The 24,870-nt window shown below is 71.0% G+C and carries 24 protein-coding genes; 17 read left to right on the forward strand and 7 right to left on the reverse strand.

Annotated elements, in window-relative coordinates:
- The first annotated feature begins 66 nt into the window (after window positions 1–66).
- From SD460_RS11430 to SD460_RS11460, 7 genes are all read left to right on the forward strand, one after another.
- Entirely contained in the window at window positions 67–1,737 is a 1,671-nt protein-coding gene (locus SD460_RS11430) for an ABC transporter substrate-binding protein (RefSeq protein ID WP_290053136.1), read from the forward strand.
- 18 nt (window positions 1,738–1,755) lie between these two features.
- Window positions 1,756–2,823 (forward strand): ABC transporter ATP-binding protein, encoded by a 1,068-nt coding sequence (locus SD460_RS11435; protein WP_318306134.1) that lies wholly within the window; start codon window positions 1,756–1,758, stop codon window positions 2,821–2,823.
- Window positions 2,820–3,800, forward strand: a complete 981-nt coding sequence (locus SD460_RS11440) for an ABC transporter permease (RefSeq protein ID WP_290053139.1) — start codon at window positions 2,820–2,822, stop codon at window positions 3,798–3,800. The genes SD460_RS11435 and SD460_RS11440 overlap by 4 nt, the downstream gene beginning before the upstream one ends.
- A 1-nt stretch (window position 3,801) precedes the next feature.
- Complete coding sequence (locus SD460_RS11445; protein WP_290053142.1) at window positions 3,802–4,794, forward strand: ABC transporter permease; 993 nt, start codon at window positions 3,802–3,804, stop codon at window positions 4,792–4,794.
- Window positions 4,791–5,783, forward strand: a complete 993-nt coding sequence (locus SD460_RS11450; protein WP_290053144.1) for an ABC transporter ATP-binding protein — start codon at window positions 4,791–4,793, stop codon at window positions 5,781–5,783. Before SD460_RS11445 ends, SD460_RS11450 begins: the two co-directional genes overlap by 4 nt.
- A gap of 41 nt (window positions 5,784–5,824) precedes the next feature.
- Entirely contained in the window at window positions 5,825–7,228 is a 1,404-nt protein-coding gene (locus SD460_RS11455; protein WP_318306135.1) for a GH1 family beta-glucosidase, read from the forward strand.
- Window positions 7,229–7,401: 173 nt separating this feature from the next.
- On the forward strand, window positions 7,402–8,025 hold the full coding sequence (locus SD460_RS11460; protein ID WP_290053168.1) for a DUF2306 domain-containing protein: 624 nt from the start codon (window positions 7,402–7,404) through the stop codon (window positions 8,023–8,025).
- Here the strand turns inward: SD460_RS11460 and SD460_RS11465 are convergent.
- Together SD460_RS11465 and SD460_RS11470 are read right to left on the reverse strand one after the other, a co-directional pair.
- Window positions 7,973–9,139 carry an acyl-CoA dehydrogenase family protein gene (locus tag SD460_RS11465; protein ID WP_290053148.1) on the reverse strand — a complete coding sequence of 389 codons (1,167 nt, stop codon included), beginning with the start codon at window positions 9,137–9,139 and terminating at the stop codon, window positions 7,973–7,975. The two genes, SD460_RS11460 and SD460_RS11465, sit on opposite strands and share 53 nt — an antisense overlap.
- A complete protein-coding gene (locus SD460_RS11470) occupies window positions 9,136–11,478 on the reverse strand; it encodes a bifunctional salicylyl-CoA 5-hydroxylase/oxidoreductase (protein ID WP_290053151.1) in 2,343 nt (780 codons plus the stop codon). The genes SD460_RS11465 and SD460_RS11470 overlap by 4 nt, the downstream gene beginning before the upstream one ends.
- Window positions 11,479–11,544: 66 nt before the next feature.
- On the opposite strand from SD460_RS11470, the gene SD460_RS11475 reads away from it, so the two are divergent.
- A complete protein-coding gene (locus SD460_RS11475; protein WP_290053152.1) occupies window positions 11,545–11,946 on the forward strand; it encodes a RidA family protein in 402 nt (133 codons plus the stop codon).
- An 8-nt stretch (window positions 11,947–11,954) separates the two neighbouring features.
- On the opposite strand, the gene SD460_RS11480 is transcribed toward SD460_RS11475, so the two are convergent.
- Entirely contained in the window at window positions 11,955–12,821 is an 867-nt protein-coding gene (locus SD460_RS11480) for a PaaX family transcriptional regulator (RefSeq protein WP_290053154.1), read from the reverse strand.
- A 51-nt stretch (window positions 12,822–12,872) separates the two neighbouring features.
- Between SD460_RS11480 and SD460_RS11485 the strand changes: the two genes are divergently transcribed.
- Genes SD460_RS11485 through SD460_RS11495 form a run of 3 tightly spaced genes read left to right on the forward strand, consistent with a single transcriptional unit; the run spans window position 12,873 to window position 14,739 of the window.
- Window positions 12,873–13,547, forward strand: a complete 675-nt coding sequence (locus tag SD460_RS11485) for a GNAT family N-acetyltransferase (protein ID WP_318306136.1) — start codon at window positions 12,873–12,875, stop codon at window positions 13,545–13,547.
- Between the two features lie 42 nt (window positions 13,548–13,589).
- Window positions 13,590–14,342 (forward strand): cytochrome P450 family protein, encoded by a 753-nt coding sequence (locus tag SD460_RS11490; RefSeq protein WP_290049693.1) that lies wholly within the window; start codon window positions 13,590–13,592, stop codon window positions 14,340–14,342.
- 40 nt (window positions 14,343–14,382) lie between these two features.
- Entirely contained in the window at window positions 14,383–14,739 is a 357-nt protein-coding gene (locus SD460_RS11495; protein WP_290049694.1) for a PLDc N-terminal domain-containing protein, read from the forward strand.
- Window positions 14,740–15,063: 324 nt separating this feature from the next.
- Here SD460_RS11495 and SD460_RS11500 read toward each other — a convergent pair whose 3' ends face one another.
- Window positions 15,064–15,534, reverse strand: a complete 471-nt coding sequence (locus SD460_RS11500; RefSeq protein ID WP_290049695.1) for a MarR family winged helix-turn-helix transcriptional regulator — start codon at window positions 15,532–15,534, stop codon at window positions 15,064–15,066.
- A 100-nt stretch (window positions 15,535–15,634) separates the two neighbouring features.
- On the opposite strand from SD460_RS11500, the gene SD460_RS11505 reads away from it, so the two are divergent.
- A complete protein-coding gene (locus SD460_RS11505) occupies window positions 15,635–16,057 on the forward strand; it encodes a nitroreductase family deazaflavin-dependent oxidoreductase (protein ID WP_290049696.1) in 423 nt (140 codons plus the stop codon).
- Here SD460_RS11505 and SD460_RS11510 read toward each other — a convergent pair.
- Both SD460_RS11510 and SD460_RS11515 read right to left on the reverse strand, forming a co-directional pair.
- Entirely contained in the window at window positions 16,054–17,232 is a 1,179-nt protein-coding gene (locus SD460_RS11510; protein ID WP_290049697.1) for an acyltransferase family protein, read from the reverse strand. The two genes, SD460_RS11505 and SD460_RS11510, sit on opposite strands and share 4 nt — an antisense overlap.
- Before the next feature lie 58 nt (window positions 17,233–17,290).
- A complete protein-coding gene (locus SD460_RS11515; RefSeq protein ID WP_290049699.1) occupies window positions 17,291–18,595 on the reverse strand; it encodes an FAD-binding oxidoreductase in 1,305 nt (434 codons plus the stop codon).
- 90 nt (window positions 18,596–18,685) lie between these two features.
- On the opposite strand from SD460_RS11515, the gene SD460_RS11520 reads away from it, so the two are divergent.
- Genes SD460_RS11520 through SD460_RS11535 form a run of 4 tightly spaced genes read left to right on the forward strand, consistent with a single transcriptional unit; the run spans window position 18,686 to window position 23,018 of the window.
- Window positions 18,686–19,567 carry a LysR family transcriptional regulator gene (locus tag SD460_RS11520; RefSeq protein WP_290049701.1) on the forward strand — a complete coding sequence of 294 codons (882 nt, stop codon included), beginning with the start codon at window positions 18,686–18,688 and terminating at the stop codon, window positions 19,565–19,567.
- Between the two features lie 32 nt (window positions 19,568–19,599).
- Entirely contained in the window at window positions 19,600–20,397 is a 798-nt protein-coding gene (locus SD460_RS11525; RefSeq protein ID WP_290049703.1) for an oxygenase MpaB family protein, read from the forward strand.
- A gap of 49 nt (window positions 20,398–20,446) precedes the next feature.
- The gene (locus SD460_RS11530) at window positions 20,447–22,024 is read left to right on the forward strand and encodes a DUF8728 domain-containing protein (RefSeq protein ID WP_290049704.1); all 1,578 of its coding nucleotides are present in this window, start codon (window positions 20,447–20,449) and stop codon (window positions 22,022–22,024) included.
- A gap of 37 nt (window positions 22,025–22,061) precedes the next feature.
- Window positions 22,062–23,018: a DNA polymerase domain-containing protein gene (locus SD460_RS11535; RefSeq protein ID WP_318306137.1), complete on the forward strand. Its 957-nt coding sequence runs from the start codon at window positions 22,062–22,064 to the stop codon at window positions 23,016–23,018.
- A gap of 63 nt (window positions 23,019–23,081) precedes the next feature.
- Here SD460_RS11535 and SD460_RS11540 read toward each other — a convergent pair whose 3' ends face one another.
- Window positions 23,082–23,825 (reverse strand): CDP-alcohol phosphatidyltransferase family protein, encoded by a 744-nt coding sequence (locus SD460_RS11540; RefSeq protein WP_290049707.1) that lies wholly within the window; start codon window positions 23,823–23,825, stop codon window positions 23,082–23,084.
- Window positions 23,826–23,892: 67 nt separating this feature from the next.
- Here SD460_RS11540 and SD460_RS11545 point away from each other — a divergent pair, with 67 nt between their 5' ends.
- Entirely contained in the window at window positions 23,893–24,855 is a 963-nt protein-coding gene (locus tag SD460_RS11545) for a zinc-dependent alcohol dehydrogenase (protein ID WP_290049709.1), read from the forward strand.
- The last annotated feature ends 15 nt before the right edge of the window (window positions 24,856–24,870 follow it).

Below are 24,870 nucleotides of genomic sequence, written 5' to 3' on the forward strand. Positions count from 1 at the left end.
GGTCGCCGGCGGTCGGGGCTCGCTACCAGTCGACACAGGTAAGTCGTCGATGACCAGGAGGATCCGATGCGAGTCAAGCGCTCCATCGTCGCAGCGCTAGTAGCCGTCATGGCCGTGGCCGGCCTGACCGCGTGCGGGGGCAGCGGCAGCTCGAACGCCGCCCAGGGCAACCCGGACGCCGTGCTCAACGTCGGCAAGCCCGACGGCCCGCAGTCGGAGAACAACAACCCGTTCCTCGAGACGTCCGCGCTGTCCAACATGGGCTACCGCTGGATGATCTACGAGCCCTTGGCCATGCACAACCGCGTCAAGCCGCAGGAGCCCGGCAAGCCCTGGCTGGCGACGAAGTGGGACTGGTCGGACAACTACAAGAAGCTCGTCCTGACCATCCGCGACGGCGTCAAGTTCTCCGACGGCCAGCCGATGACCGCCGAAGACGTCGCCTACACCTTCCAGCTGCTGCGCGACAACAAGGCGCTGAACGTCGACGCCGTGCCGTACAAGGACATCGCCGCGGCCGGCAACCAGGTGACGCTGGGCTTCGAGAGCTCGCAGTTCGTCAACCAGCTCAAGGTCCTGCAGACCCTCGTCGTGCCCAAGCACGTCTGGCAGGGCATCAAGGACCCGGCGCTCGACACCGTGAAGAACCCGATCGGCACCGGCCCGTACACGCTGAAGTCGGCCACGCCGCAGACGATGATCGTCGTCCGCCGCGACGGCTACTGGCAGGAAGCGCCGAAGGTCAAGGAGATCCGCTACACCTCCTACACCGACAACAACGCGCAGGTGAACGCGCTGGTCAACGGCGCTTCGGAGTGGAGTTTCGTCTTCATCCCGAACTACAAGGCGGTCTACACCAGCAAGGACCCGCAGCACTACAAGCTGTGGTTCCCCGCGCAGCTGGCCGTGCACGGCCTGTGGTTCAACACCGAGAAGGCGCCGTGGAACGACGCGAAGCTGCGCCAGGCGGTCAGCAAGGTGATCAACCGCGACGACATCTTCAACCAGGGTGAGGCCGGCTACTTCTACCCGAAGAACGACCAGGTCACCGGGATCCCGACGCCGGCGGGCGACCCGTTCATCGCGCCGCAGTACAAGGGCCAGACGGTCAAGGTCGACGTCCCGGGCGCCAAGGCACTGCTGACCGGCGCGGGCTACAAGTTCAACGGTGACAAGCTGGCCGACCCGAGCGGCAAGCCGGTCACGATCAAGCTCACCGTCCCGTCCGGCTGGTCGGACTACATCACCGACCTGGAGATCATCAAGGACAACCTCTCGCAGATCGGCATCACCGCCACGGTCGAGAAGATGAACCAGGACGCGTGGATCAAGTCGGTCGACACCGGTGACTTCGAAGGCCTGATGCACTGGACCAACGACGGTGCGACGCCGTACGACATGTACCGCGACGTCATGGACGGCACCCGCTACAAGCCGACCGGCCAGGGTGGCATCAACGGCAACTACGGCCGCTTCAAGAACGACGAGGCGACGAACGCGCTCGCGACCTACGCCAACGCCGAGGACGACGCCGCTCGCACCGCCGCGATGGCGACGCTGCAGAAGATCATGATCGACCAGCAGCCGATGATCCCGACCTCGGCGGCCAACTCCGGCGGCGAGTACAGCACGAAGAACTGGACGGGCTGGCCGGACGAGGCCAACCCCTACGCGCCGGCCCAGCCGACGCTGCGCAACGCGCTCGACATCGTCCTGCACCTGAAGCCGTCGGCCTGACCGATGGCGGATTCAGCCGTGACGACCGAGCAGTCCCCCTCCGACCCCGTCGCCGTCGGGTCGGAGGGGGACCTCCCCGTGGTCCTCGAGGCGGCGGGGCTCACCAAGCACTTCCCCCTGCGTCGCAAGGGCCGCGCGGCCCTGACCGGTCCCAAGCGCGCCATCCAGGCCGTCGACGACGTGACCCTGACGCTGCGGCGGGGCCGGGTCACCGCGCTGGTCGGCGAGTCCGGCTCCGGCAAGTCGACGGTCGCGCGCCTGCTCGCGGGGCTCTACCCGCGCACCGGCGGCGACATCCGGCTGCACGGCGAAGAGGTGAACGTCAAGCACGGCAAGGCGTTCCGCGCCTACGCCCGGCAGGTCCAGATGATCTTCCAGGACCCGTTCGCCTCGCTGAACCCGGTGCACACCGTGCGGTACCACCTGACGCGGGCGCTGAAGATCCACGGCCGGGCGGGTGACGACCTCGAGAAGGCGTTGCACGAACTGCTTTCCCGCGTCCAGCTGACCCCGCCCGAGCGGTACATCGACAAGTTCCCGCACGAACTGTCCGGTGGCCAGCGCCAGCGCGTGGCGATCGCGCGGGCGCTCGGCGCCGACCCCGAAGCCCTGCTGGCCGACGAGCCGGTGTCCATGTTGGACGTCTCCATCCGGCTCGGCGTGCTGAACCTGCTGCGGGACCTCAAGGAACGCCTGCACCTGGCGATCCTGTACATCACGCACGACATCGCGTCGGCGCGCTACTTCGCCGACGAGACGATGGTGATGTACGCGGGCCGGATGGTCGAAGGCGGCGACAGCGAGACCATCACGCAACGGCCGGCGCACCCCTACACGCGGCTGCTCATCGACTCCGCGCCCGATCCCGACCGGATCGCGGGCGGGGGCGAGCCCGGGGAGACGCCCGCCGAGCGCGGGTCCGGCGAGCCGCCGAGCCTGATCGACCCGCCGTCCGGCTGCCGGTTCCACCCGCGCTGCCCGGTGGCGATGGAGCGGTGCAAGACCGACCTGCCACCGCGGTTCGACGTCGACGACGCACCCGGCCACTGGGCCGCGTGCTGGCTGTACGACGGAGCCGCCCGATGAGGTTCCTGCTGCAACGGCTGGTCTTCTACGTCTTCACGGCGTGGGCCGCCGTCACCATCAACTTCTTCATCCCGCGGCTGATCCCGGGCGACCCGGTGCAGTCGCTCATCGCGAAGAACCAGGGCATGCTCAGCGCGGACGCGATCCAGTCGCTGTACGTCCTGTTCGGACTCGACAAGAACGAAAGCCTGATCTCCCAGTACTTCGACTACTGGGGCCAGCTGTTCCGCGGCGACCTCGGGGTTTCGTTCACGTTCTTCCCGAGCCCGGTGTCCGAGCTGCTCGGCGACAGCCTGCCGTGGACGATCATCCTGGTCGGCATCACCACGATCGTCGGCTTCGCCATCGGCACCGGCCTCGGCGTGGTCGCCGGCTGGAAGCGCGGCTCGTGGGTCGACGGCCTGCTGCCGGTGACGACGTTCCTGTCGTCGATCCCGTACTTCTGGCTCGGCCTGATCGCGCTGACGCTGCTGGCCGGCCCCGGGAGCTTCTTCCCGTCGTCCGGCGGCTACGACCCGGGCACGATCCCGGGCTGGGACGGCACGTTCATCGGCAGCGCGATCCAGCACAGCCTGCTGCCCGCCCTCACCATCCTGATCAGCTCGATGGGCAGCTGGATCCTGGGCATGCGCAACATGATGGTCACCGTCGCTTCCGAGGACTACGTGACGGTGGCGCACGCCAAGGGCCTGCCCGAGCGCCGGGTGATGGTCGGGTACGCGGCGCGCAACGCGCTGCTGCCGAGCGTGTCCGGGTTCGCGCTGGCGCTGGGCTTCATCGTCGGCGGGACGCTGCTGGTGGAGATCGTCTTCTCCTACCCGGGCGTCGGGTTCCAGCTGTTCCAGGCGGTCGGTTCGCAGGACTACCCGCTGATGCAGGGGATCTTCCTGATCATCACGCTGTCGGTGCTCGTGGCGAACCTGTTCGCCGACGTCGCTTACCTCGCGCTCGACCCGCGCACCCGGAAGGAGGGCTGACATGGCCGTACCCGCGGCGGACGTCAAAGCCGCCCAGGCCCTCCCCGTCGACGCGATCGCCGGCCGGGCGAAGCGGCGCCGGTTCCGGTTCCTGACCGGCGGCAAGACCGGCACCGGACTGGCCGTCATCGTCTTCTTCCTGGTGCTCGCGGTCGTCGGCGAGTGGATCGCGCCGTACGACCCGTCGGCGCGCAGCAGCGATCTGCTGGAAGCGCCGTCCGGACGGCACTGGTTCGGCACCACCCACCTCGGCCAGGACATCTTCAGCCAGGTCGTGGTCGGCACCCGCAGCGTCATGCTGGTGGGGCTGGCCGCCGGGGTGGTGGCGACGATCCTCGCCGTCGTCGTCGGCGTGGCCTCCGGCTACCTCGGCGGCAACACCGGCGAAGGCCTCTCCGCACTGTCCAATGTGTTCCTGGTGATCCCGGCGCTGCCGCTGATCATCATCATCGGCAGCGCGGTGCCCACCGGCGGCGACATCCTGGTGGCGGTGATCATCGGGTTCACGTCGTGGGCGTGGGGCGCGCGGGTGCTCAGAGCGCAGACGTTGTCTTTGCGCGGCCGGGAATACGTCGAAGCCGCGCGGGCGACCGGTGAGTCGACGTGGCGGATCATCTTCTTCGAGATCCTGCCGAACCTGACCGCGGTGATCGCATCCAGCTTCGTCGGCACGGTGATCTTCGCCGTGATGTCCGAGATCACGCTGGCGTTCGTCGGCGTCTCGGGACTGTCCAACTGGAACTGGGGCACGATCCTGTTCTGGGCGCAGAGCCAGCAGGCCCTCGCGCAGGGCGCGTGGTGGTGGTTCGTGCCGGCCGGGCTGGCGATCGCGATCCTCGGCACCGCGCTGTCCCTGCTCAACTTCGGCATCGACGAGTTCGTCAGCCCGCGCCTGCGCGGCAGCGGCAAAGCGCGCGTGCGCGGCGCCGACGGGAAGACGCACCGCATGCGAGTGGGCTTCACGCCCGTGCTCGGGCGAGAGGAAAAGCCATGATGGACCCGGTACTGGAGATCAAGGGCCTCGACGTCGACTACGGCGTCGGCGACGAGGCCTTGCGGGCGGTCCGGGACGTGCACCTGACGCTGCACCGCGGCGAAGTCCTCGGCCTGGCCGGGGAAAGCGGCAGCGGGAAGTCCACTTTGGCCTACGGGCTGACGCGGCTGCTCGCCCCGCCGGGTGTCATCCGCGGCGGCGAGGTGATCTACCACCCGGCCGACGGCGAGCCCTACGACGTGCTGAAGCTGACCGACAAGCAGCTGCGCGGCTTCCGCTGGGCGGAGACGTCGATCGTGTTCCAAGGCGCGATGAACTCGCTCAACCCGGTGCACAAGGTCGTCACGCAGCTCGTCGACGTCATCAAGGCGCACGAGCCGGGCACGAGCCGCCCGGGCCGGGTGGCCCGGGCGCGCGACCTGCTCCGGCTGGTCGGGATCTCGGCCGACCGCCTGGAGGCGTACCCGCACCAGCTCTCCGGCGGCATGCGGCAGCGCGTGATGATCGCGATGGCGCTCGCGCTCGAGCCGCGGATCGTCATCATGGACGAGCCGACGACCGCGCTCGACGTCGTGATGCAGCGGCAGATCCTCGGTCAGCTGGTGGAACTGCGCGAGCGGCTGGGCTTCTCGGTCCTGTTCATCACGCACGACCTGTCGCTGCTCGTGGAGTTCTCGGACCGGATCGCGATCATGTACGGCGGCCGGATCGTCGAGCAGGCGCCGGCCGCGGACCTCTACCGGGACGCGCTGCACCCGTACAGCCACGGCCTGCTGAACTCGTTCCCCGCGCTGCGGGGTCCGCGGCGCGAGCTGGCCGGAATCCCCGGTTCGCCACCGGACACGCGCGGGATGCCGTCCGGGTGCGCGTTCCACCCGCGCTGCCCCAAGGCATTCGAGCCGTGCCCCGACCGTGTGCCGCTGCTCAGCACCCCGGGTGACCCGGCGCGCGAAGTCGCGTGCTGGCTGCACCCCGTCGGTTCCCCCTGAACGCCGTCCGCCCTGTCCGGTACCACTGGAGGAGTGCTGCCTTGACCGAGACCACCGCCGCGACCGCCGACCAGCAGGCGCTGATCGACACCCTGCCGCCGGACTTCCGCTGGGGCGTGGCCACCGCCGCGTACCAGATCGAAGGCGCGGTCGCGGAAGACGGACGCACACCGTCCATCTGGGACACGTTCTGCCGGGTCCCGTGGGCGATCGACAACAACGACAACGGTGACGTGGCGTGCGACCACTACCACCGGATGCCGTCGGACATCGAGCTGGTGCGCGAACTGGGCGCGGACACATACCGCTTTTCCGTGGCGTGGCCCCGGGTCCAGCCGCGCGGCCGCGGCGGCGTCAACGAGGCCGGCCTCGGGTTCTACGACCGGCTGGTCGACGAGACGCTGAGCCGCGGGATCACGCCGTGGCTGACGCTGTACCACTGGGACCTGCCGCAGGAACTGGAGGACGCGGGCGGCTGGCCCGCGCGTGACACGGCGTACCGGTTCGCGGACTACGCGATGCTGGTGTTCGACCGGCTTTCCGATCGCGTCCGCCACTGGACGACGCTGAACGAGCCGTGGTGCTCGGCGATGCACGGGTACGTCCACGGCGTGATGGCGCCGGGGCGGCGGGACTACGCGGCCGGCCTGCACGCGGTGCACCACCTGCTGCTCGGCCACGGGCTCGCGACGCAGCGAATGCGCGAGGCCGCGCCGCCGGACACGCAGTTCGGCATCACCCTCAACATGTGCACGGCCGACCCGGCGACGGATTCCGAGGAAGACGTCCGCGCGGCCCGCCAGGCGGACGGCCTCGGCGTCCGCGTGTACCTGGATCCGCTGGTGCACGGGCGCTACCCGGAAGACGTGGTGGACGACCTGGCTTCGCGCGGCGTCAAGCTGCCGATCCAGGACGGCGACCTGTCGATCATTTCGACGCCGCTGGACTTCCTGGGCGTGAACTACTACTTCGGCCAGCAGTTCTCGGGCGTGGACGAGAACGGCTCTTCCGTGGACGACGAGGGCGTCCCGGCTTCGCGAGTGGTCCCGTTCGGCGAACCGACGACGGCGATGGGCTGGGAGATCCTGCCGGGCAAGTTCACGGAGCTGCTGACCCGGCTGGGTCGCGACTACCCGGGCCTGCCGATGTACATCACGGAGAACGGCTCGGCCTTCGACGACGACCCCGACTCTTCCGGCTTTGTCCGCGACGAGGGCCGAACGGCCTACTTGGCTTCGCACATCGCGGCCGTGGCGGCGGCTCGTGAGGCCGGGGCGGACGTGCGCGGGTACTTCGCGTGGTCCCTTTTGGACAACTTCGAGTGGGCCTACGGGTACGCGAAGCGGTTCGGGCTGATCCGGGTGGACTACGAGACGCAGGAACGCACGATCAAGCAGAGCGGCTACTTCTACCGCGACACCGTCCGGCGGGTGCGCGGCAGCTGAACGGCGGTGGGGTGAGCCCCACCAGGGTTGTGGTGGCTCACCCCATGGTTTCGTCCCCCGGTTCTCCCTACCTTCGGATCGGTAGCCGAACTTGGGGGTTCGCCATGACCGTTCGAACGGAGATCAGACCCGCAGCCGCACAGGCGAAACCGAAGTGGTGGCGACGGCCGTGGGTGGTGCCGCTCGCGCTCGTCGTCGCCGCTTTTATCGCCTACTCGGTGCCGCCGTACCTCACGCTCGATCCCGCGCGGTCGCGCGTGCCCGCGCCGCCCGGGTTCACGCAGCACTACTGGTTCCTCGTCGCGCACATCGCCTTCGGCACGGTCGCCATCGTGTGCGTGATCCTGCAGATCTGGCCGTGGCTGCGGCGGACGCACCCGGTCGTGCACCGGCGGGTCGGGCGCGTCTACGTCTTCGCCGGCGCCATTCCCTCGGCCGTGCTGGCGGCGACCGTCGGGGCGGTGAGCCCGTTCGGGCCGGTCGTCGCCGCGCTCGACGTCGTCGCCGCCTTGCTGTGGCTCGGCTTCACGATCGCCGGGTGGCGGGCGATCCGGCGACGCCGGTACGCCGACCACCGGAAGTGGATGATCCGCAGCTTCGCCATGTGCATGAACACGCTGATGAGCCGGGCGCTGTCCCCGCTCGGCTTCCTGCTGGTGCTGCCGCGGGGAGGCGACAAGGGCGCGATGATCCTCAGCGCGGCCACGGTCTCCGCGTCGTTGAGCATCCTGACGTTGTTGCTGCTCAGTCAGTGGTGGCTCGACCGGAAGCCGAAGAAGCCAGCCACCGCGCGATGATCGTCCGCTGGATCTCCGACGCGCCTTCGTAGATGCGCGGCGCGCGGACCTCGCGGTAGAGGTGCTCCAGCAGGTGCCCGCGCCGCAGCGCGCGGGCACCGTGGAGCTGGACCGCGGAGTCGACGACGAACTGCGCCGCCTCGGTCGCGAACAGCTTCGCCATCGCCGCGCGGCCGCCGAGGTTCTGCTCGCCGGCGTCGTACGCGCCCGCCGCCGCGTAGACCAGCAGCCGGGCGGCTTCCGTGCGCGTCGCCATCTCCGCCAGCGCGTGCGCCACCGCCTGCTGCTTGATCAGCGGGCCACCGAAGGCTTTCCGCTCGCCCGTGTGGTCCACAGTGGCGTCCAGCGCCGCCTGCGCCATGCCGACGGCGAACGCGCCGACGCTCGGGCGGAACAGGTCGAGCGTCCGCATCGCCACGGCGAAACCGCGGTTCTCCTCGCCGAGCAGTTCCTCGCGCCGGACCTCGACGCCGTCGAACGTCACCGTGCCGATCGGGTGCGGGCTCACCAGGTCGAGGTGCTCGCCGCCGAGGCCGGGCCGGTCGGCCGGGACGACGAACGCGCTCACCCCGCGGGAGCCGGCGTCCGGGGTCGTGCGGGCGAACACCGTGTAGAAGTCCGCTTCCGGCGCGTTCGAGATCCACATCTTCTCGCCGGTCAGGCGCCAGCCGTCGCCGTCGGGCTCGGCCCGCAGGGACAACGCCGCCGCGTCCGAACCGGCGTCCGGCTCGGTCAACGCGAACGCCGCCACCGCGTCGCCGGCCGCCACCGCGGGCAGCCACGTCGCGACCTGTCCGTCCTGTCCGGACTGCAGGATCGGATAACTTCCCAGTCCCTGCAACGCCAGCGCGGTCTCGGCTTCGGTGCTCACCGTGGCCAGGTTCTCACGCAGGATGCACAGGTCCGTCGCGGCCGCCTGCCTCGACGGCGTGCCTTCGGCGACTCCGGGGAACAACCGTGCGAGCAGGCCGAGCGCGCCCATCGCCTTGAGCAGCGGGCGGTTCACCGCACCCTCCACACCGGACTCGGCGAGCGGGCGCAGCTGCTCCTCGGCCAGCCGTCGGACCTCCGCGGCGAAGGCCTGCTGTTCGGCGGTCAAAGCGAAAGCGGTCATCGCGAAGCTCCCGGTCGCCAGCGAGCATGGGCGGTTCCCACCGTGCCGGACCGGACGAGGTCGAGGCGCGGCTCCGGCCCGTCGCTGCGGCCGGTCTGGGGTTTGCGGCGGCCCGCGGCGAACGGCTTCGGCCACGCCATCGGGTAGTCCTGCTCGGCCGCCGCGTGCAGCGTCCACTGTGGATCGTAGAGGTGGGTGCGGCCCAGTGCGCAGAGGTCCGCGCGCCCGGCGAGGATCAGGGAGTTCACGTCGTCGTACGACGAGATCGCGCCGACCGCGATCACCGCGATCCCGTACTCTTCGCCGATTTCGTTGCGGATCCGGTCCGCGTACGGCGTCTGGTAGCTGCGGCCGTACTGCGGTCGTTCTTCGCTGACAACCTGCCCGGTCGAGACGTCGATGCCCGCGGCGCCGTGGGACGCGAACGCGCGCGCGATCTCGACGGCGTCGTCGGCATCGATGCCGCCCTCGCACCAGTCGGTCGCCGAAATCCGGACGGTCATCGGCCGCTCGGCGGGCCAGGCGGCGCGGACCGCGTCGAAGACCTCCAAGGGAAAACGCAGCCGGTTCTCCAGTGAACCGCCGTAGGTATCGGTGCGCTGATTGGTCAGCGGGGAGAGGAACGACGACAGCAGGTAGCCGTGCGCGCAGTGCAGTTCGAGGACGTCGAACCCGGCGCGGGCGGCCGCTTGCGCGCACGCGACGAACTGGTCCCGGATCTCCGCGAGGTCCGCTGTGGACAGTTCGCGGGGGACCTGGTTCCGCGCGGAGTAGGGCAGTGCCGAAGGGGCGCAGACTTCCCAGTTGCCCGCGGGGAGCGGCTCGTCGATGCCGTCCCACATCAGCTTCGTCGAGCCCTTGCGGCCGGAGTGTCCCAATTGGACACCGATGCGCGCGGACGACTGCGTGTGCACGAAGTCGACGACCCGTTTCCACGCGGCTTCCTGCTCGGCGGTGTACAACCCGCCGCAGCCGGGTGTGATCCGGCCTTCAGGGGAAACGCACACCATCTCGGTCATCACCAGCCCGGCGCCGCCCAGTGCCTTGCTGCCCAGGTGCACCAGGTGGAAGTCGCCGGGCACACCGTCCACAGCGGAATACATGTCCATCGGGGACACGACGATCCGGTTCGGCAGTTCCAGCGCACCGAGCCGGAACGGCTGGAACATCGGCGGCCGCGACGTCGTCCCGAGCGACCGCGCGAACCAGTGGTCCAGCTCGGTGGCGAACTCCGGGTCGCGCAGGCGGAGGTTGTCGTAGGTGACGCGGCGGCTGCGTGTGAGGAGGTTGAACGCGAACTGCGGCGGTTCCTGGTGGGCGTACTGCGCGATGTTCTCGAACCACTCGAGGCTGGCCTGCGCGGCGCGCTGCGTCGACGTGACGACCGGCCGCCGTTCCAGCTCGTAGGCCTTGAGCGCCGCCGTGACGCCGTCGTTCTCGTGCAGGCACGCGGCGAGCGCGAGGGCGTCCTCCATCGCCAGCTTCGTGCCGGAGCCGATCGAAAAGTGCGCGGTGTGCGCCGCGTCGCCGAGGAGGACGACGTTCTCGTGCACCCACGTTTCGCAGCGGACCGTGCCGAACGAAACCCACTTCGAGTTGTTCGCCAGCACCTGGTGGCCGTCCAGGACGTCGGCGCACAGCTCGCGGATCAGCGCGATCGACGGCTCGTCGCTCTCGCCCGGCTTGAGCGAGGCCGCCGCGACCGGGGCGAACGTCCGCTGCCAGACGTCCTCCTGGACCTCGAGGATGAACGTGCTGCCGTCGCGCCCGTAGGGGTAGCCGTGGATCTGCATGATCCCGGCCGGCGTCTCGAGGACGTGGAACTTGAAGGCGTCGAACACCAGGTCCGTGCCCAGCCAGATGTAGCGGCAGCGGCGGGTCTCGACGCTCGGCCGGAACGTCTCGGCGTACCGGGTGCGGACCGCGGAGTTGAGACCGTCGGCGGCGACGACGAGGTCGTAGCCCGAAAGGTCCGCCGGCGCTTCTTCGTGGAAGTGCAGCCCGACGCCGAGTTCGCCGCAGCGGCTCTGCAGGATGCCGAGCAGGCGCTTGCGGCTCATCGCGGCGAAGCCGTGGCCGCCCGAGGTGGTGACGGTGCCGCGGTAGTGGACGTCGATGTCGTCCCAGCGCGCGAACTCGGCCTTCATGGCCTCGTGCACCGCCGCGTCGGCGTGCTCGATGCCGCCGAGCGTCTCGTCGGAGAACACGACGCCGAAGCCGAACGTGTCGTCCGGGGCGTTGCGCTCCCAGACCGTGATTTCGTGGCCGGGACCGAGCTGTTTCGCCAGCGCGGCGAAGTACAGGCCCGCCGGGCCGCCGCCGATGACCGCGATACGCACGCCGTCCAGGGTATGTCGTCACGACTACGACCGTCAATAACGCGAAAGATGGCGTACGGTGTGCGCATGGAACGCATCAACCCACCGGAGCTGGGCAAGCCGTCCGGGTTCTCGCACGCGGTGGTGGCCGAGGGCCGGGTCGTCTTCCTGGCCGGCCAGACCGCACTGGACGCGTCGAACAAGATCGTCGGCGACGGCGTGGTCGAGCAGTTCGAGCGCGCGCTGGGCAACCTGCTGGCGTCGCTCCGCGCTGCGGGCGGTGCTCCGGAGGACCTGTGCAGCGTGACCATCTACATCGTCGACATGCCGGATTACCGCGCTCATGCTCGCGAGATCGGCCGGGTCTGGAAGCGCCTCGCGGGCACGGAGTACCCCGCGATGGCGGGCATCGGCGTCGCGCGGCTGTGGGACGAGGAGGCTTTGGTCGAGGTGCAGGGGTTCGCGGTCGTGAGTGAAAAGTCGGGTTAGAACCCGCCTTAACACTCACGACCACTGGCGCCGATGGATGTGGTGACGTACGCACGGGCCGGCGTCTCCAGGCGCGCGTGCAGCTCGAAGAACAGGTCCGCCGCGCGGATGCCCGACCAGTTCGCCGGCAGGAACTCCGCGGGCAGGCCCGGGTCGAGGTAGGGCATCCGGCGCCAGCCGGTCAGGACCCGGACGTAGTCGGCGAACGCCTCGCCGTCCGGCTCCGGGGCGCGGGTCTTCCAGCGGCGCAGGGCCGGGCCGTGCTCGTCGAGGAACGTCGTGTACAGCTCGTCCAGGCGGTCGAGGTCCCACCAGTCGCGGACCTTCGCGGCGACGTCGCCGAACGCCAGGTGATCGGCGCGGAACAGGTCGGCGTAGCCGGCCAGGCCGAGGCGGGTCAGGGCCTCGGCGGCCACCCCGTGGAGGTGGGCCGGCGCGATCCAGACGCCCGACGCCGCCGTGCCGAAGCCCATCCGGGCGAGCTGGGTGCGCAGGAGGTGGCGCTTGTGGCGCTCGGTCTCCGGTACCGAGAACACCGCCAGCAGCCAGCCGTCGGCCGGGGTCGCGCGGTCGCGGCGGAAGATCCGCTCGTCGCCCTCGCGCAGGATCTCGCGGGCTTCGGCGGACAGCTCGTAGCCCGCCGTCGCGTCGCGGCGGACCGCTTCGAGGATGCCGCGCCGCTTCAGCCGGGAGATCGACGAGCGCACCGCGGGTTCGTCGACCCCGACGGCGGCGAGCAGGTCGATCAGCGAAGCGACCGACAGCCAGCCGCCTTCCGTGCGCGAGTAGAGGCCGTACACCGTCACGATGAGCTGACGCGGCTGGGCTGCGCGGCCGGAGCCGTCCAGTTCGGTTGCGTCGGGTACGGCCGTCATCGGGCCACAATACAACTCGCGTCCCGCCCGCTCCGCTACGATTTCGCCGCGATGCTGCCAGCCACCAAGGGGATCTTCGACCGGCTCACCCGCCGCGGCCGCCTGATGACCAAGCGGGCCTGCGACCGGCAGGGCCACGTCGTGCGCGACGGGCGCTTCCTCTTCCGCACCCCGACCGCGTGGGAGTACGCCGCCGCGGTCGCGTGCGGCAGCGATCCGGCCGCGCAACGCTGGCTGGGCTGGCAGGCCGACTCGATCGTCGCCGAGCCGTCGCGGGCCGACGCGCTGCGGGTCGTGCCCGGTACCGGCCCGGACTGGGCGTCGCCCGATCCGCAGTCCGTCGACCTGGTGATGATCGACGTCGAGGCCAACCGCTGCGTCGGCCTGGTCAGCGTGCACACCGGCGAGGACGGCGGCCCGGAGACCGGCGGCTACCTCGCCCCGGACTACCGCGGCCGCGGCCACGGCCGGACGCTCTTCGCGGCCGGGCTCGCGCTGGCCCACGACCACCTCGGCCTGCCGCGGGTGCGGGCCGGCGCCGAGGTCGGCAACGTCGCCAGCGCGCGCTCGCTGCAGGCCGCCGGGCTCGCCCGCGTGGCCGGGCCGCCGACGTACCGGCTCCCGGACGGCCGCGTCACCGAGGCGTGGTGGTTCCAGCACGCCGTCCCGCGGCCGGTGCGGTGCGGTGGTCCACAAGCGACCTGGCTGCCGGGTTCGCTGCTCTAAACTTCGGCCGGCGCCGACGTTTCCCGCGGCTACGGTCGCGGCATGACTTCGCTTTCCGCGCCGGTGCCGCCTGTTCCCTCCGATGTCCCGCCCGGGAGCGTCGCGTGGCTGCGCGCGAACGTGGCCCGGTTCAGCAATGGTCCCGACCACGTCCGGCGGCGGGGGCTCGCGGTGTCGCTCCTGGCGTCCGTCGGCGAGCTGCGGGACGAAGCTTTCGCGCGCACCCAAGGGATCGTGGCCGCGCTCGGCGAGTTCGACGTGATGGCCGAAGTCGCGCGGCCGGTGCCGGTCGGGGTGCTCGCTTCGGCGCTCGGCCTGCCCGGCGTCTCGGCGGACGTGGCGCTGGTCGCGGCCGCGTACCACCCCCACGTGACCCCGGGCGCGGCTGCGGAAGCCGCGCTGGGACGGCTGATCGCCGCGTGCGGCGGCGCGGACGAACGCGCGGCCGCCCGGATCGGCCTGCTCGTCCAGGCGTGCGACGCGACCGCGGGGCTCATCGGCAACGAGCTTTCCGCGTGGCTGTCCGGAAAACCCGCCGGGCCGGCGGTGCTGTCCACCCGCCGCCGGATCGACGGCGCCGACGTTTCGGTCTCGCTGGCGGGGACGCCGTTCGGCGCCGGGCCCCGCGCCTGCCCGGGCGAACGGCACGCGACCGCGCTCGCCACCGGCGTTTTGCGGGCGCTGCAGGGGTTTCGCCTGACAGAGGTGAGGACGTCGTGGGTGTCGTCGCCGAATCTCCGGATGCCCGAACAGCTGTGGGTGACCCGCGGCCGGGCCGGAAACGGGCTCTGCTAAGACTTACCGCGTTCATTTCCATGGGGGAAAGGCGCGGAAATTGCTGTACCTGGACGGGCTGCTCGGGATCGTCACGCTCGGGCTGTGGATCTTCTGCCTCGTCGACGTGATCACGACCGACGAGTCTTCCTGCCGAAACCTGCCGAAGGGACTGTGGCTGCTGCTCGTCCTGGTGGTGCCGCTGGTCGGGTCGATCATCTGGCTGGTCGCGGGCCGGCCGCAGCAGGTGACGCGGGTGCGCGGGCCGTACGAGCGCAACGCGCCGGCGTACCCGGAGTACGACCGCCCCGGGCGCTTCGCGGCGACGAGCGCGGAGGACGACGACGAGTTCCTGCGCAAGTGCCGGGAACGCGCGGAGGCGCAGCGGAAGCTGGCCCGGGAAAAGCGCGAGGACTGACATGCAGTGAATGACTCATTCATGTCGCCGGACGACAGGGCTCCGGCAAAGTCGTCGGTCCCGGCTCGCTTCACCGGTGGCAGGCGGGGCGGGCAGTTCGAGTGAGGTCGCGAATGAGTCATTGGCGGCTTTGGAGGTCCCGAATGAGTCATTCGCGACACCGCCTTCGGCAAGCCGCCGCTGGGTGCGCGGGAGGTGGCGGCCGGGGATCGGTGGCCCGAGCGTGGTGAAGGGGTCGTTCAGGACATCGCGGCGGATCCGGCCGATCGTGCACACGCGACTTTGCCGGGACCCTGTCGCCGGACGACATGAATGAGTCATTCACTACGTCGGGCAGGCGGGGCCTTCGCACGTGCCGCGTTCGTAGGCCTCCAGCGTCGCGATCACCAGCTGCCGCTCGGCCGGGCTCAACGGCGTCAACGCGTCGCTCCACGCCTTCGCGCCGCGGGCCAGCCAGGCGTCGACCGCCGGGCGCTTGTCCGGGGTGATGCTGACGATCGTGCGGCGGCGGTCGGCTGGGTCCTCGTCGCGGTTCAGCACGCCCTGACGGCTGAGGTCGCCGACCATCAGGCTGGCCGTCGTCGGGGCGACCTGAAGGCGGGTGGCCAGTTCGGTGACCGTCATCGGACCGTCGAAGAGCAGGTAGGAGAGTAGCGACAGGTGCCGCGGCGCGAGCGCGCAGCCGTTGAGCTCCGCGGGCACCGGCGTCCGCTTCGCGCGGCCGACCAGGCGCGGCATGAGCAGCAGGAGCTGCCGCACGCCGTCCTCGACACTCGGGCCGGGCTGCGTTGACACCGCTCACCTCCGGTCGGTAGCTTTGTTTGCAAAGCAAACGCTTCGGTTCGTCCGAGCGTACCTCGCGGACCGAGCGTACCGGCCAGAACAGGGGATCCTCATGACCGCACCAGCCGACGTGAACGACTTCAACAAGCAGGTCGTGGACGAGTTCCGAGCCAACGACGGCGTGGTCGGCGGCTACTTCGAGGGCAAGAACGTGCTGCTCCTCACGACGATCGGCGCGAAGAGCGGCGAACCCCGCCTGTCCCCGCTGGTGTACACCACTGACGGCGACCGCTACGTCGTCGCCGCGTCCATGGGCGGCGCCCCGAAGAACCCGGCCTGGTACCACAACCTCGTCGCCAACCCGAAGGTCACGCTCGAGGTCGGCACCGAGAAGTTCGAGGCCACGGCGACGGTGATCGCGGACCGCGCCGAGCGTGACCGCCTGTACGCGGGCATGGTCGCGCACGCCGAGGGTTTCGCGGAGTACGAGACGAAGACGGACCGGATCATCCCGATCATCGTCTTCGAGCGCTAAGACGCCGAGGTCGCGGCGGCGGGAGCGGGCTCCGACGGCACCGGCGGCTCCACCGGCCGCCGTGCCTCTTCCCGCTCCGCTCGCCGTGCTTCCTTCCGGGCGATGATCCGCTTGCCCACGTCGATCAGTGGCTTCTCCACCCACCGGTGGATCAGGTCGGCGATCGCCAGGCCGACCAGGAAGACCACCACCGCGCTCGTCGTGTGGTTGCGGGCCAGCCCGGGCACCGCCTGGATGACCACGAAGTGCACCGGTCCCTGCAGCAGGTACAGCGAGTACGACCGCTCGCCGACGAACCGCAGCGGGGCCGTGCCCATCAGCCAGCGGGTCGGGCCCGGGCTGACCAGGACGATCAGCAGCAGCATCGCCGCGAACGCGTACGCCACCAGCAGCCAGAGGTTCTGGCCGGTGCGGTTCCACAGCGTGTCGAGGTTCGTGTGGAACACCACGAACCCCACGACGATCGGGATCGCCGCCAGCGGGTGGGTCAGCGGCTTCAGCAGCGCGTAACCCCGCCGGTAGTGCAGCAGGATCGCCAGCAGGCAGCCGGCCGCCAGGATGAAGTAGTGCACCGTCGAGCGGTAGATCGGCACGTTCGCGCCGTGCAGCAGCCAGCCGCCCGTGGTCAGCGGGACCAGGGCCAGCAGGACGACCATCGCCGCGCCGACCAGCAGGAACTTGCGCTTCGCCGCGCCGATCCCGATGAAGACCAGCAGGAACGGCCAGACCAGGTAGAACTTCTCCTCGATCCCCAGCGTCCACGAGCCGCTGAAGAAGTTGTCCGTGCCGTTGGTGAACGACGGCAGGAACTCGTTGAGGAACGTCAGGTAGAACTTCAGCGCGTTCGGGAAGTCGCGCGCGTGGAATTCGCCGCGCAGCGCCACGAACGCGACGATCCCGCCCAGGATCACCAGGTACGGCGGCAGGATCCGGAAGACGCGGCGGATGTAGAAGTTCGACAGCGAGATCCGGCCGGTCCGGTCCTGCTCACGCAGCAGCAGCGTCGTGATCAGGAAGCCGGACAGCACGAAGAACAGGTAGACGCCGACCCAGCCCGACAGCCACGTCCAGTTCTGGCCGCCGAAGTGGAAGAAGATCACCATCGTCGCGGCGATCGCGCGGAGGCCGTCGAGGCCGGGGAACCGCCGCATGCCGAGGTAGTCCTCGTGGCTCATCGTGCGCAACTCGGTTCCCCCATCGGTGTGATCGTCGGGGCGAGTATAGGACGTCCGCTTACCGCCCCTTTGCCTCCGGTCCGGCCGCCCGGAAGGTGCTCCGAACGTCGTAACGGCGCTTCAGCTCCCCGAGTCGGCGCAGGTCCGCCGCCGGGTGGACGCCCTCGACTGTCGCGTGCTCGCCGTAGACGAAGGGCAGCAGCCGGCCGGTCGTCCACGGCGCCAGCGCGTCGAACAGCTTCGCGTGCGCGGTCCGGACGGCCGCGGTCCCGCCGTCGCCGACCAGCGACAGCGTCCGGACGACGAACTCGGCCGAGCTGTCCCAGCCGACGCCCGCGATCGACGGCGGCCGGGAGAGCGCGCCGCCCAGCCGGTCGATGATCAGCACCGGCGGCGTCGCCGCGCCGGGGCCCGCGTGCTCGACGACCGCGTCGAGCATGGCGTCGTTCAGCTGCGAGACGGTCGCGTTGGTGCCGTGGTAGCCGTGCGGCTCCCGCGGCTCGGCGGCGATCGACCCGGACTCGGTGAACGGCATGACCTTCAGCGTGTCCATCAGGACCGGCGCCGCGGCCCGCAGTGGGGCGACCAGTTCGTCGCCGTCCTCGCCGAGGTAGGCGACGCGGACCTGCGCGATGTGCCGCCCGCGCAGGTGCGGCGGCAGAACCGGGAGGTCGGGGTACTCGACCATGGCCAGCGACGTCGTCAGCGCGTCCGGCGCGGCCGCCGACCAGGTGCGCCAGGCCCGCAGCACCGCCGGCACGTCCTCGGGGCCGAAGTAGAGGCCGCCGCCGTAGAGGTGGGAGACCGGGAAGAGGTCGAACTCCACCGCCGTGACGACGCCGAAGCTGTCACGGCCGCCGCGCAGTGCCCAGAACAAGTCCGAGCCCGGCTCGACGCGCTGGAGCTCGCCGTCTGCGGTGACGACGTCGAGGGCGCGGACGTGGTCGGCGGCGCGGCCGTACTGACGGGCCATCAGCCCGAAGCCGCCGGCGAGCGTGTAGCCGACGACGCCGACGTCCGGCGACGAGCCGCTGAGCGGCGCCAGGCCGTGCGCCCCGGCGGCCTCGATGACGGCGCCCCAGCGCGCGCCCGCTTCCACCCGGGCGGTCCGGGCCGGAGCGTCGATCTCCACGCCGGTCATCCGGCGCGTGCTGATCAGGACGCCGTCGGTCCCGGCGGTGAGGCCGTGCCCGGTGGCCTGGACGGCGACCGGCAGCCCGTGCTCGGCGGCGTACCGCACCGCGGCGGCGACGTCCTCGGCGCTTTCGGCGGCCACGACGACCGCGGGCGAGCTGGGCACCGCCGTCTGGAACCCGGCGACTTCTTCGGCGTAACCGTCCTGACCTGGGCGGAGGGTGTTCATTTCGGCTCCTTTCGTTCGCTGCTCCCAGCCTGGGCCGAAGCCGATCAGAAGTCCAAGATCTGGTTTTTCTACGAGCTAGAATCAATGCTTATGGAACTGCACCAGCTCGCCTACTTCGTCGCGGTCGCGGAGGAGGGCAACTTCACGCGCGCGGCCGAACGGCTGCACGTCGCCCAGCCCGGGGTGAGCGCGCAGGTCCGGCGGCTGGAGCGGGAGCTGGGGCAGGAGCTGCTGGACCGTTCCGGCCGGACGGTCCGGCTCACCGACGTCGGCGCCGCGGCCCTCCCACACGCCCGGGCCGCGCTCGCGGCGGTGCGCGGCGTGCGCGAAGCCGTCGACGAGCTGGCCGGGCTGGTCCGCGGCCAGGTCGCCATCGGCGCCGTGACGTCGGCGGGCCCGGTCCGGCTGCCGGACCTGCTGGCCGGCTTCCACGAGCGGTACCCGGCCGTCGAGATCACGCTGTCGGAAGCCAACACCGGCGAGATGCTGGCCGGCCTGCGCGAAGGCCGCCTGGACCTGGCGGTCGTCGGTCTCTCGACCGAGCCGCCGCCGGGCATCGCGACGCAGGTGCTGCTCGACGAGCCGTTCCTGGCGGTCACGGCGAAGGACGGCCCGCTCGACCGCGCCGAGGTGGCCATCCGGGACCTCGACGGCCTGCCGCTGATGGCGCTGCCGAAGGGGACGGGCCTGCGCACCGCGCTCGACACCGCCTTCGCGCGCGAAGGGCTGACCCCGCGGATCGCGTTCGAGGCGGCCGACCCGAACGTCCTGGTACAGCTCGCGGTCCGCGGCCTCGGGGTGGCGATCGTGCCGGAGTCGCTGGGCCGCTACCACCAGGCGGAGCTGCGGGTCGTCGAGATCGCGGGGCCGGGCCTGCGTGGCGTGCTCGCGCTCGCGTGGCGGACGGAGGGCCCGCTCAGCCCGGCGGCGCGCGCCCTGATCGCGTTCGCCCGGGCGAACTACCGTTCTTGACACCTCGTCAACAGTGTCGTTCCCTGGAGGGCGTGACCGAAACCGCGCTTCAGGACGCCGTCATCGGCGCCGGGCTGCTGGCCGGCAGCGCGAACGTGATCATGCAGCTCGCCCGCGCGCCCGTCGGGTACGGCGTGCTGGAGAGCCGGGTCGACAGCGGCAACCTCTTCCGCCACCCGGCGAAGCGGACGCGGACCACGCTCACCTACCTCGCCGTCGCCACCATGGGCACCGACGCCGAACGCGCCGCCTACCGCCGCGGCGTCGACGCGGCGCACGCGCAGGTCCACTCGACCGACGAGAGCCCGGTCGCCTACAACGCGTTCGACACCGATCTCCAGCTGTGGGTCGCGGCCTGCCTGTACAAGGGCTTCGAAGACGTCTACCTGGCGTTCGTCGGCGGCGACCCGGCGCACTTCTACCGCGAAGCCGCTTCGCTCGGCACGACGCTGCAGGTGCGTGAAGAGATGTGGCCCGCCGACCGTGACGCCTTCGAGGCGTACTGGGCGGCCGGGCTCGAGCAGGTCGGCATCGACGACACCGTCCGCCGCTACCTCACCGCCGTCGTCGACCTGCGGTTCGTGCACCCGGTGCTGGCCGCGCCCGGCCGCCGGTTCCACCGGTTCGTCACCACCGGGTTCCTCCCGCAGCGCTTCCGCGACGAGATGCGGCTGCCGTGGACCGCCGCCGACCAGCGCCGGTTCGACGCGCTGCTCGGCGCGCTCGGCCGGGTCGTGCGCGTGCTGCCCACGCCGCTGCGGCGGTTCCCGTTCAACCTCTGCCTGTGGGACCTGCGCCGCCGGCTGCGCACCGGGCGTCCGCCGGTCTGAGCCGCCCCGGCTACAGTGTCGGGTCGGCAAAGCCACCCGAGGGGAATCCATGACGGCGATCGAGGCTGACGTCCAGGCCGAAGAGACCGCGCCCGCCCGGCCCGCCCGCCGCGCGCCGCTGATCGTGGTCTCGCTGGTCCTGCTCGCGGTGTTCCTCGCCGGCGCCTGGGCGGCCTGGTTCTTCACGATCGACGACGCGTTCATCAGCTTCCGCTACTCGGCGAACCTCGCCGACGGGCACGGGCCGGTGTGGAACGTCGACGGCCCGCGCGTCGAAGGCTTCACGAACTTCGCCTGGGTGGTCTGGTCGGGGCTGGGCGCGTGGCTGGGGCTGGCGCTGCCGCTGTTCACCAAGCTGACGTCGCTGGTCCTCGGCCTGGGGACGCTCTACCTGCTGATCCGCGAAGGCCACCGCCGCGCGGGGCTCACCGGCGTCCTGGTCGGTGCGGGCGCGTACGTCGTGTTCCTGCCGACCTACTTCCACCTCACCGCCGGCCTCGAGACGGCCGCGTTCGCCGCCGTGCTGCTGCGGATCGTCGTGCTCGGCCTGCGCGTGCTCGCGAACGAGCGGGTCCGGACGTGGGAACCGCCGGTGCTGCTGCTCCTGCTCGGCATGCTGCGGCCCGAAGGCGTGCTGGCCGCGCTGCCGGTCGTCGCGCTGTGGTTCTGGCGCGAGCGGGGCCGCGCGTCGGCGCGCTGGTGGACGCTCGCCGCGGCCGTCGTCGGCGCGGGTTACTTCGTCTGGCGCTGGCAGTTCTACGGCCAGCTGCTGCCCAACACCTTCTACGTCAAGTTCGGCCACCTCGACTCCGGCTGGCTGTGGACCAAGCACACGGCGTTCCTGCTGCTCCCGCTGCTGCTGCTCACGCTGTCGCTGGTGCTCCGCAAGGCGACGCGCGCGACGGGCGTGCTCCTGGTGGTCACGGTCGCGGTCACCTACGTGACGTACGCGGTGTCCGGGCCGACCATGGACTACCTCGACCGCTTCGCCGACCACGCGATCCCCGTCCTCTGCCTGGGCGCCGGGATCGCGGCCGGGACGCTCAAGCCGCGGCTCGTGGGTGCCCTGCTCGGGCTGGTGGCGGTCGGCTGGTCGGCCGTCGGCGGCGCGACCGCGCCCGACCTCGGCGTGATCGCGAACTACGGCCCGGACCTGCAGCGCGCGCACATCGCGATCGGCAAGGGGCTGGCCGAGGCCGACGTCCCGCCGGCCGCCCGCAGCCTCGCCGTCACCGACGCGGGCGCGATCCCGTACTACAGCGGCTGGAACTCGATCGACTACATCGGGCTCAACGACGCGGCGATCGCCCGCGGCGCCGACCCGACCGAGGTCGTCATGAAGGCGCGGCCGACGGTGATCGTGGTGACCGCGAACGGCCCGGAGCCGTCGGGCACGCGCTACGGCTTCGACTTCGCGAAGGCGACCGCGGGCTACGAGAAGGTGTCCACGGTCGAGATGCGCGCCGGGTACTGGCAGAACGTCTACGCGCTGCCGCAGTACGCGGCCACGATCGGCCGGCACGTCCAGGAACGCGCCGACGCGGCTCGCAAGGCCAACGACTACGACCGCGCGGAAGACACCGTCGACCGCTGGCTCGACCGGCTCCGCTCGCAGCTGCCGTTCTGAGGTTGACCGCCTCGCGCGCGGACGCGAAGGTGGGCCGATGAGCGGCGACGAAGTACGGCACGGCGTCAAGCTGAGCAGTCTCGATCAGGAGGTCTTCCCGGACGCCGGGGTGACCAAGCGGGAGCTGCTCGACTACCTCGAAGCCGTGTCCGAGCGGATGCTGCCCGAGCTGCGCGACCGGCTGCTCACCGTGCTGCGGGTGCTGCGCGGGCAGGGGCCGTTCATGCAGAAGAACCTGCCGAAGTACACCCCGGACTGGGTCGAGCGGGTGTCGGTGTGGGCCGAGACGTCCAAGCGGGACGTCTCCTACGCGCTGTGCAACGACCTCCGGACGCTGATCTGGTTCGGCAACCAGCGGGCGATCGAGTACCACACGTCGCTCTACCGCGGCGGTCCCGAGCACGGCCCGACGCACCTGATCCTCGACCTCGACCCGCCCGAGGACGGCCCGTTCTCGCTGGCCACCGGGGCCGCGAAGCTGGTGCGGGAGGCGTTGCGCAACGACGGTCTCGACGGCGCGGTGAAGACCAGCGGCTCGAAGGGGGTGCACGTCTTCGTACCGCTCGCTCCCGGCCAGTCGACCGAGGACATTGCGGCGGCCACGCGGGCGGTCGCGGCCCGGGCCGAGCGGATCGACCCGGCGCTCGGCACCACGGAGTTCGTGCGGGAACGCCGTGCGGGCAAGGTGTTCCTGGATTCGACGCGGGCGGGCGGGGCCACGGTCATCTCGGTCTACAGCCCCCGCCACCGCCCCGGCGTGCCGGTGTCGTTCCCGGTCGCGTGGGCCGACCTCGACAGCGTCAAGCCCGCGGACTTCACGGTGCACACGGCACCGGGGCTGCTGGCGGACGGCGACCCGTGGACGGCGGAGATGCCGGAGCCGTTCGTGCTGCCGGAGGACCTGGTGGCGGAGGGGCACACGATCCCGATCGCCCGGGTGGTGGCGATGCACGAAGGCAAGCGCCGCGCCCGGGCGGCCCGCGAATCGAGCTGAGCCGGACGTAGTGAATGACTCATTCCTGTCGCCTGGCGACAGGAATGAGTCATTCACGTCATCTCAAGCCGCCTGGTTGCCGCGCCAGGCCGGGGTGTGGAACGGGCGCGGGAACTGGACGATCCGGGCCGGTTCGGTGACCCGGTGCCGGGCCAGCCACACGACGTCCCGGCCGAACGACCACACCAGCGAGCCCAGCGCGCCCGCGACCAGCGCGAACGTCACCGGAACCGGCAGCAGGCCGGACACCGCGACCACCAGCACCACGCCCTGCACCGCGGCCACCGTCTTGCGCGCCATGCTCGGGTACAGCGGCGCCGTCAGCCACGGCATCGACCACGACGCCGCGACGAAGACGTACCGCATCAGGCCGATCGCCAGCACCCACAGCCCGAGCGTCCGGGACACCTGGACGCACAGCAAGAGGATCAGGAACGCGTCGACCTCCATGTCGAACCGCGCGCCGAACTCCGACGTCGTGCCGGTGCGGCGGGCGACCTGGCCGTCGAGGCCGTCCAGCAGGAGTGCGACGCCGGCCAGCCCGACCAGCCACGCGACGGAAAGGCCGCCGTCGGCGATCAGCTCCGCGGCGCACCCGACGAGCGTCGCGCGGGCGAACGTGATCCAGTCCGCCGCGCTGAACGCGGCCCGGCCGGCGCGGCGCAGGCCCCATTCGGTCAGCAGCACGAGGGCGATCCCGAAGGTGACCCCGGTGGCCCAGGCGAGGGGGGACAGCCCCGCGACGACCCCCGCGGCGAGCACCCACGCCGGCACCACCGCGCGCAGGAGAAGGTCCTGTTTGATCATCGTCGACTCCGCGAATTGCTCATAGGGTGGCGACACCAGCCTCCGGTCGCCCGCTGAGGAGAAACACGTGGAACAGGCTTTCTGGGTTCAACAGCCCGGTGTCGGGGAGTTGCGCGAGGAGCGGCTGCCCGAGCCGGGACCCGACGAAGTGCTCGTCCGCACGCTCTGTTCCGGCGTCAGCCGCGGCACCGAAACGCTGGTCTTCCGCGGCGGTGTCCCGGCGAGCCAGCACGACGTCATGCGCGCGCCCTTCCAGGACGGCGGCTTCCCCGGCCCGGTCAAGTACGGGTACCTCAACGTCGGCGTCGTCGAGCGCGGCCCGGCCGAGCTCGAGGGCCGGATCGTCTTCTGCCTCTACCCGCACCAGACCGCGTACGTCGTCCCGGCGAGCGCCGTGACGCCGGTGCCGGACAACGTCCCGCCCGGCCGCGCGATCCTCGCCGGCACCGTCGAGACCGCGGTGAACGCCGTCTGGGACGCGCGGCCGCGGCTCGGTGACCGGATCGCGGTGATCGGCGCCGGGATGGTCGGGGCGAGCGTCGCGAAACTGCTCCACGGCTTCCCGGCGACCCGTGTGCAGCTCGTCGACGTCGACCCGTCGCGCGCCGACGTCGCCGAGGCGCTCGGAGTCGACTTCTCGACCCCGGAGCGCGCCCACGGTGACTGCGACCTCGTCGTGCACGCGAGCGCGAGCGAGGCCGGGCTCGCCCGCGCGCTCGAGCTGCTCGCGCCGGAAGGCGAAGTCGTCGAAATGTCCTGGTACGGCGACCGGAAGGTCAGCGTCCCGCTCGGCGAACACTTCCACTCCCGGCGCCTGGTCATCCGCGGCAGCCAGGTCGGGACGGTCGCGCGGCCGGACCGCAGCTACGCCCAGCGGATGGCCGTCGCGCTGGAGCTGCTGGCCGATCCGGCGTTCGAAGCGCTGGTCAGCGGTGAGTGCGCGTTTGAAGATCTGCCGTCCGTGCTACCCCGGTTGGCCGGGAATGAACTTTCCGCGCTTTGCCTCCGTGTCATGTATCAGCCGCAGTGACCACGTCCACCCGAA

Origin of the sequence: Amycolatopsis solani (genome assembly GCF_033441515.1) — a bacterium.
GTDB lineage: Bacteria > Actinomycetota > Actinomycetes > Mycobacteriales > Pseudonocardiaceae > Amycolatopsis > Amycolatopsis solani.

Excerpts from the sequence above, each read along its gene's own strand:
- SD460_RS11430 (WP_290053136.1), top strand. The coding sequence starts at position 67 with ATGCGAGTCAAGCGCTCCATCGTCGCAGCGCTAGTAGCCGTCATGGCC.
- SD460_RS11440 (WP_290053139.1), top strand. The coding sequence starts at position 2,820 with ATGAGGTTCCTGCTGCAACGGCTGGTCTTCTACGTCTTCACGGCGTGG.
- SD460_RS11445 (WP_290053142.1), top strand. The coding sequence starts at position 3,802 with ATGGCCGTACCCGCGGCGGACGTCAAAGCCGCCCAGGCCCTCCCCGTC.
- SD460_RS11450 (WP_290053144.1), top strand. The coding sequence starts at position 4,791 with ATGATGGACCCGGTACTGGAGATCAAGGGCCTCGACGTCGACTACGGC.
- SD460_RS11465 (WP_290053148.1), bottom strand. The coding sequence starts at position 9,139 with ATGACCGCTTTCGCTTTGACCGCCGAACAGCAGGCCTTCGCCGCGGAG.
- SD460_RS11475 (WP_290053152.1), top strand. The coding sequence starts at position 11,545 with ATGGAACGCATCAACCCACCGGAGCTGGGCAAGCCGTCCGGGTTCTCG.
- SD460_RS11480 (WP_290053154.1), bottom strand. The coding sequence starts at position 12,821 with ATGACGGCCGTACCCGACGCAACCGAACTGGACGGCTCCGGCCGCGCA.
- SD460_RS11485 (WP_318306136.1), top strand. The coding sequence starts at position 12,873 with ATGCTGCCAGCCACCAAGGGGATCTTCGACCGGCTCACCCGCCGCGGC.
- SD460_RS11490 (WP_290049693.1), top strand. The coding sequence starts at position 13,590 with ATGACTTCGCTTTCCGCGCCGGTGCCGCCTGTTCCCTCCGATGTCCCG.
- SD460_RS11505 (WP_290049696.1), top strand. The coding sequence starts at position 15,635 with ATGACCGCACCAGCCGACGTGAACGACTTCAACAAGCAGGTCGTGGAC.
- SD460_RS11510 (WP_290049697.1), bottom strand. The coding sequence starts at position 17,232 with ATGAGCCACGAGGACTACCTCGGCATGCGGCGGTTCCCCGGCCTCGAC.
- SD460_RS11515 (WP_290049699.1), bottom strand. The coding sequence starts at position 18,595 with ATGAACACCCTCCGCCCAGGTCAGGACGGTTACGCCGAAGAAGTCGCC.
- SD460_RS11520 (WP_290049701.1), top strand. The coding sequence starts at position 18,686 with ATGGAACTGCACCAGCTCGCCTACTTCGTCGCGGTCGCGGAGGAGGGC.
- SD460_RS11530 (WP_290049704.1), top strand. The coding sequence starts at position 20,447 with ATGACGGCGATCGAGGCTGACGTCCAGGCCGAAGAGACCGCGCCCGCC.
- SD460_RS11535 (WP_318306137.1), top strand. The coding sequence starts at position 22,062 with ATGAGCGGCGACGAAGTACGGCACGGCGTCAAGCTGAGCAGTCTCGAT.
- SD460_RS11540 (WP_290049707.1), bottom strand. The coding sequence starts at position 23,825 with ATGATCAAACAGGACCTTCTCCTGCGCGCGGTGGTGCCGGCGTGGGTG.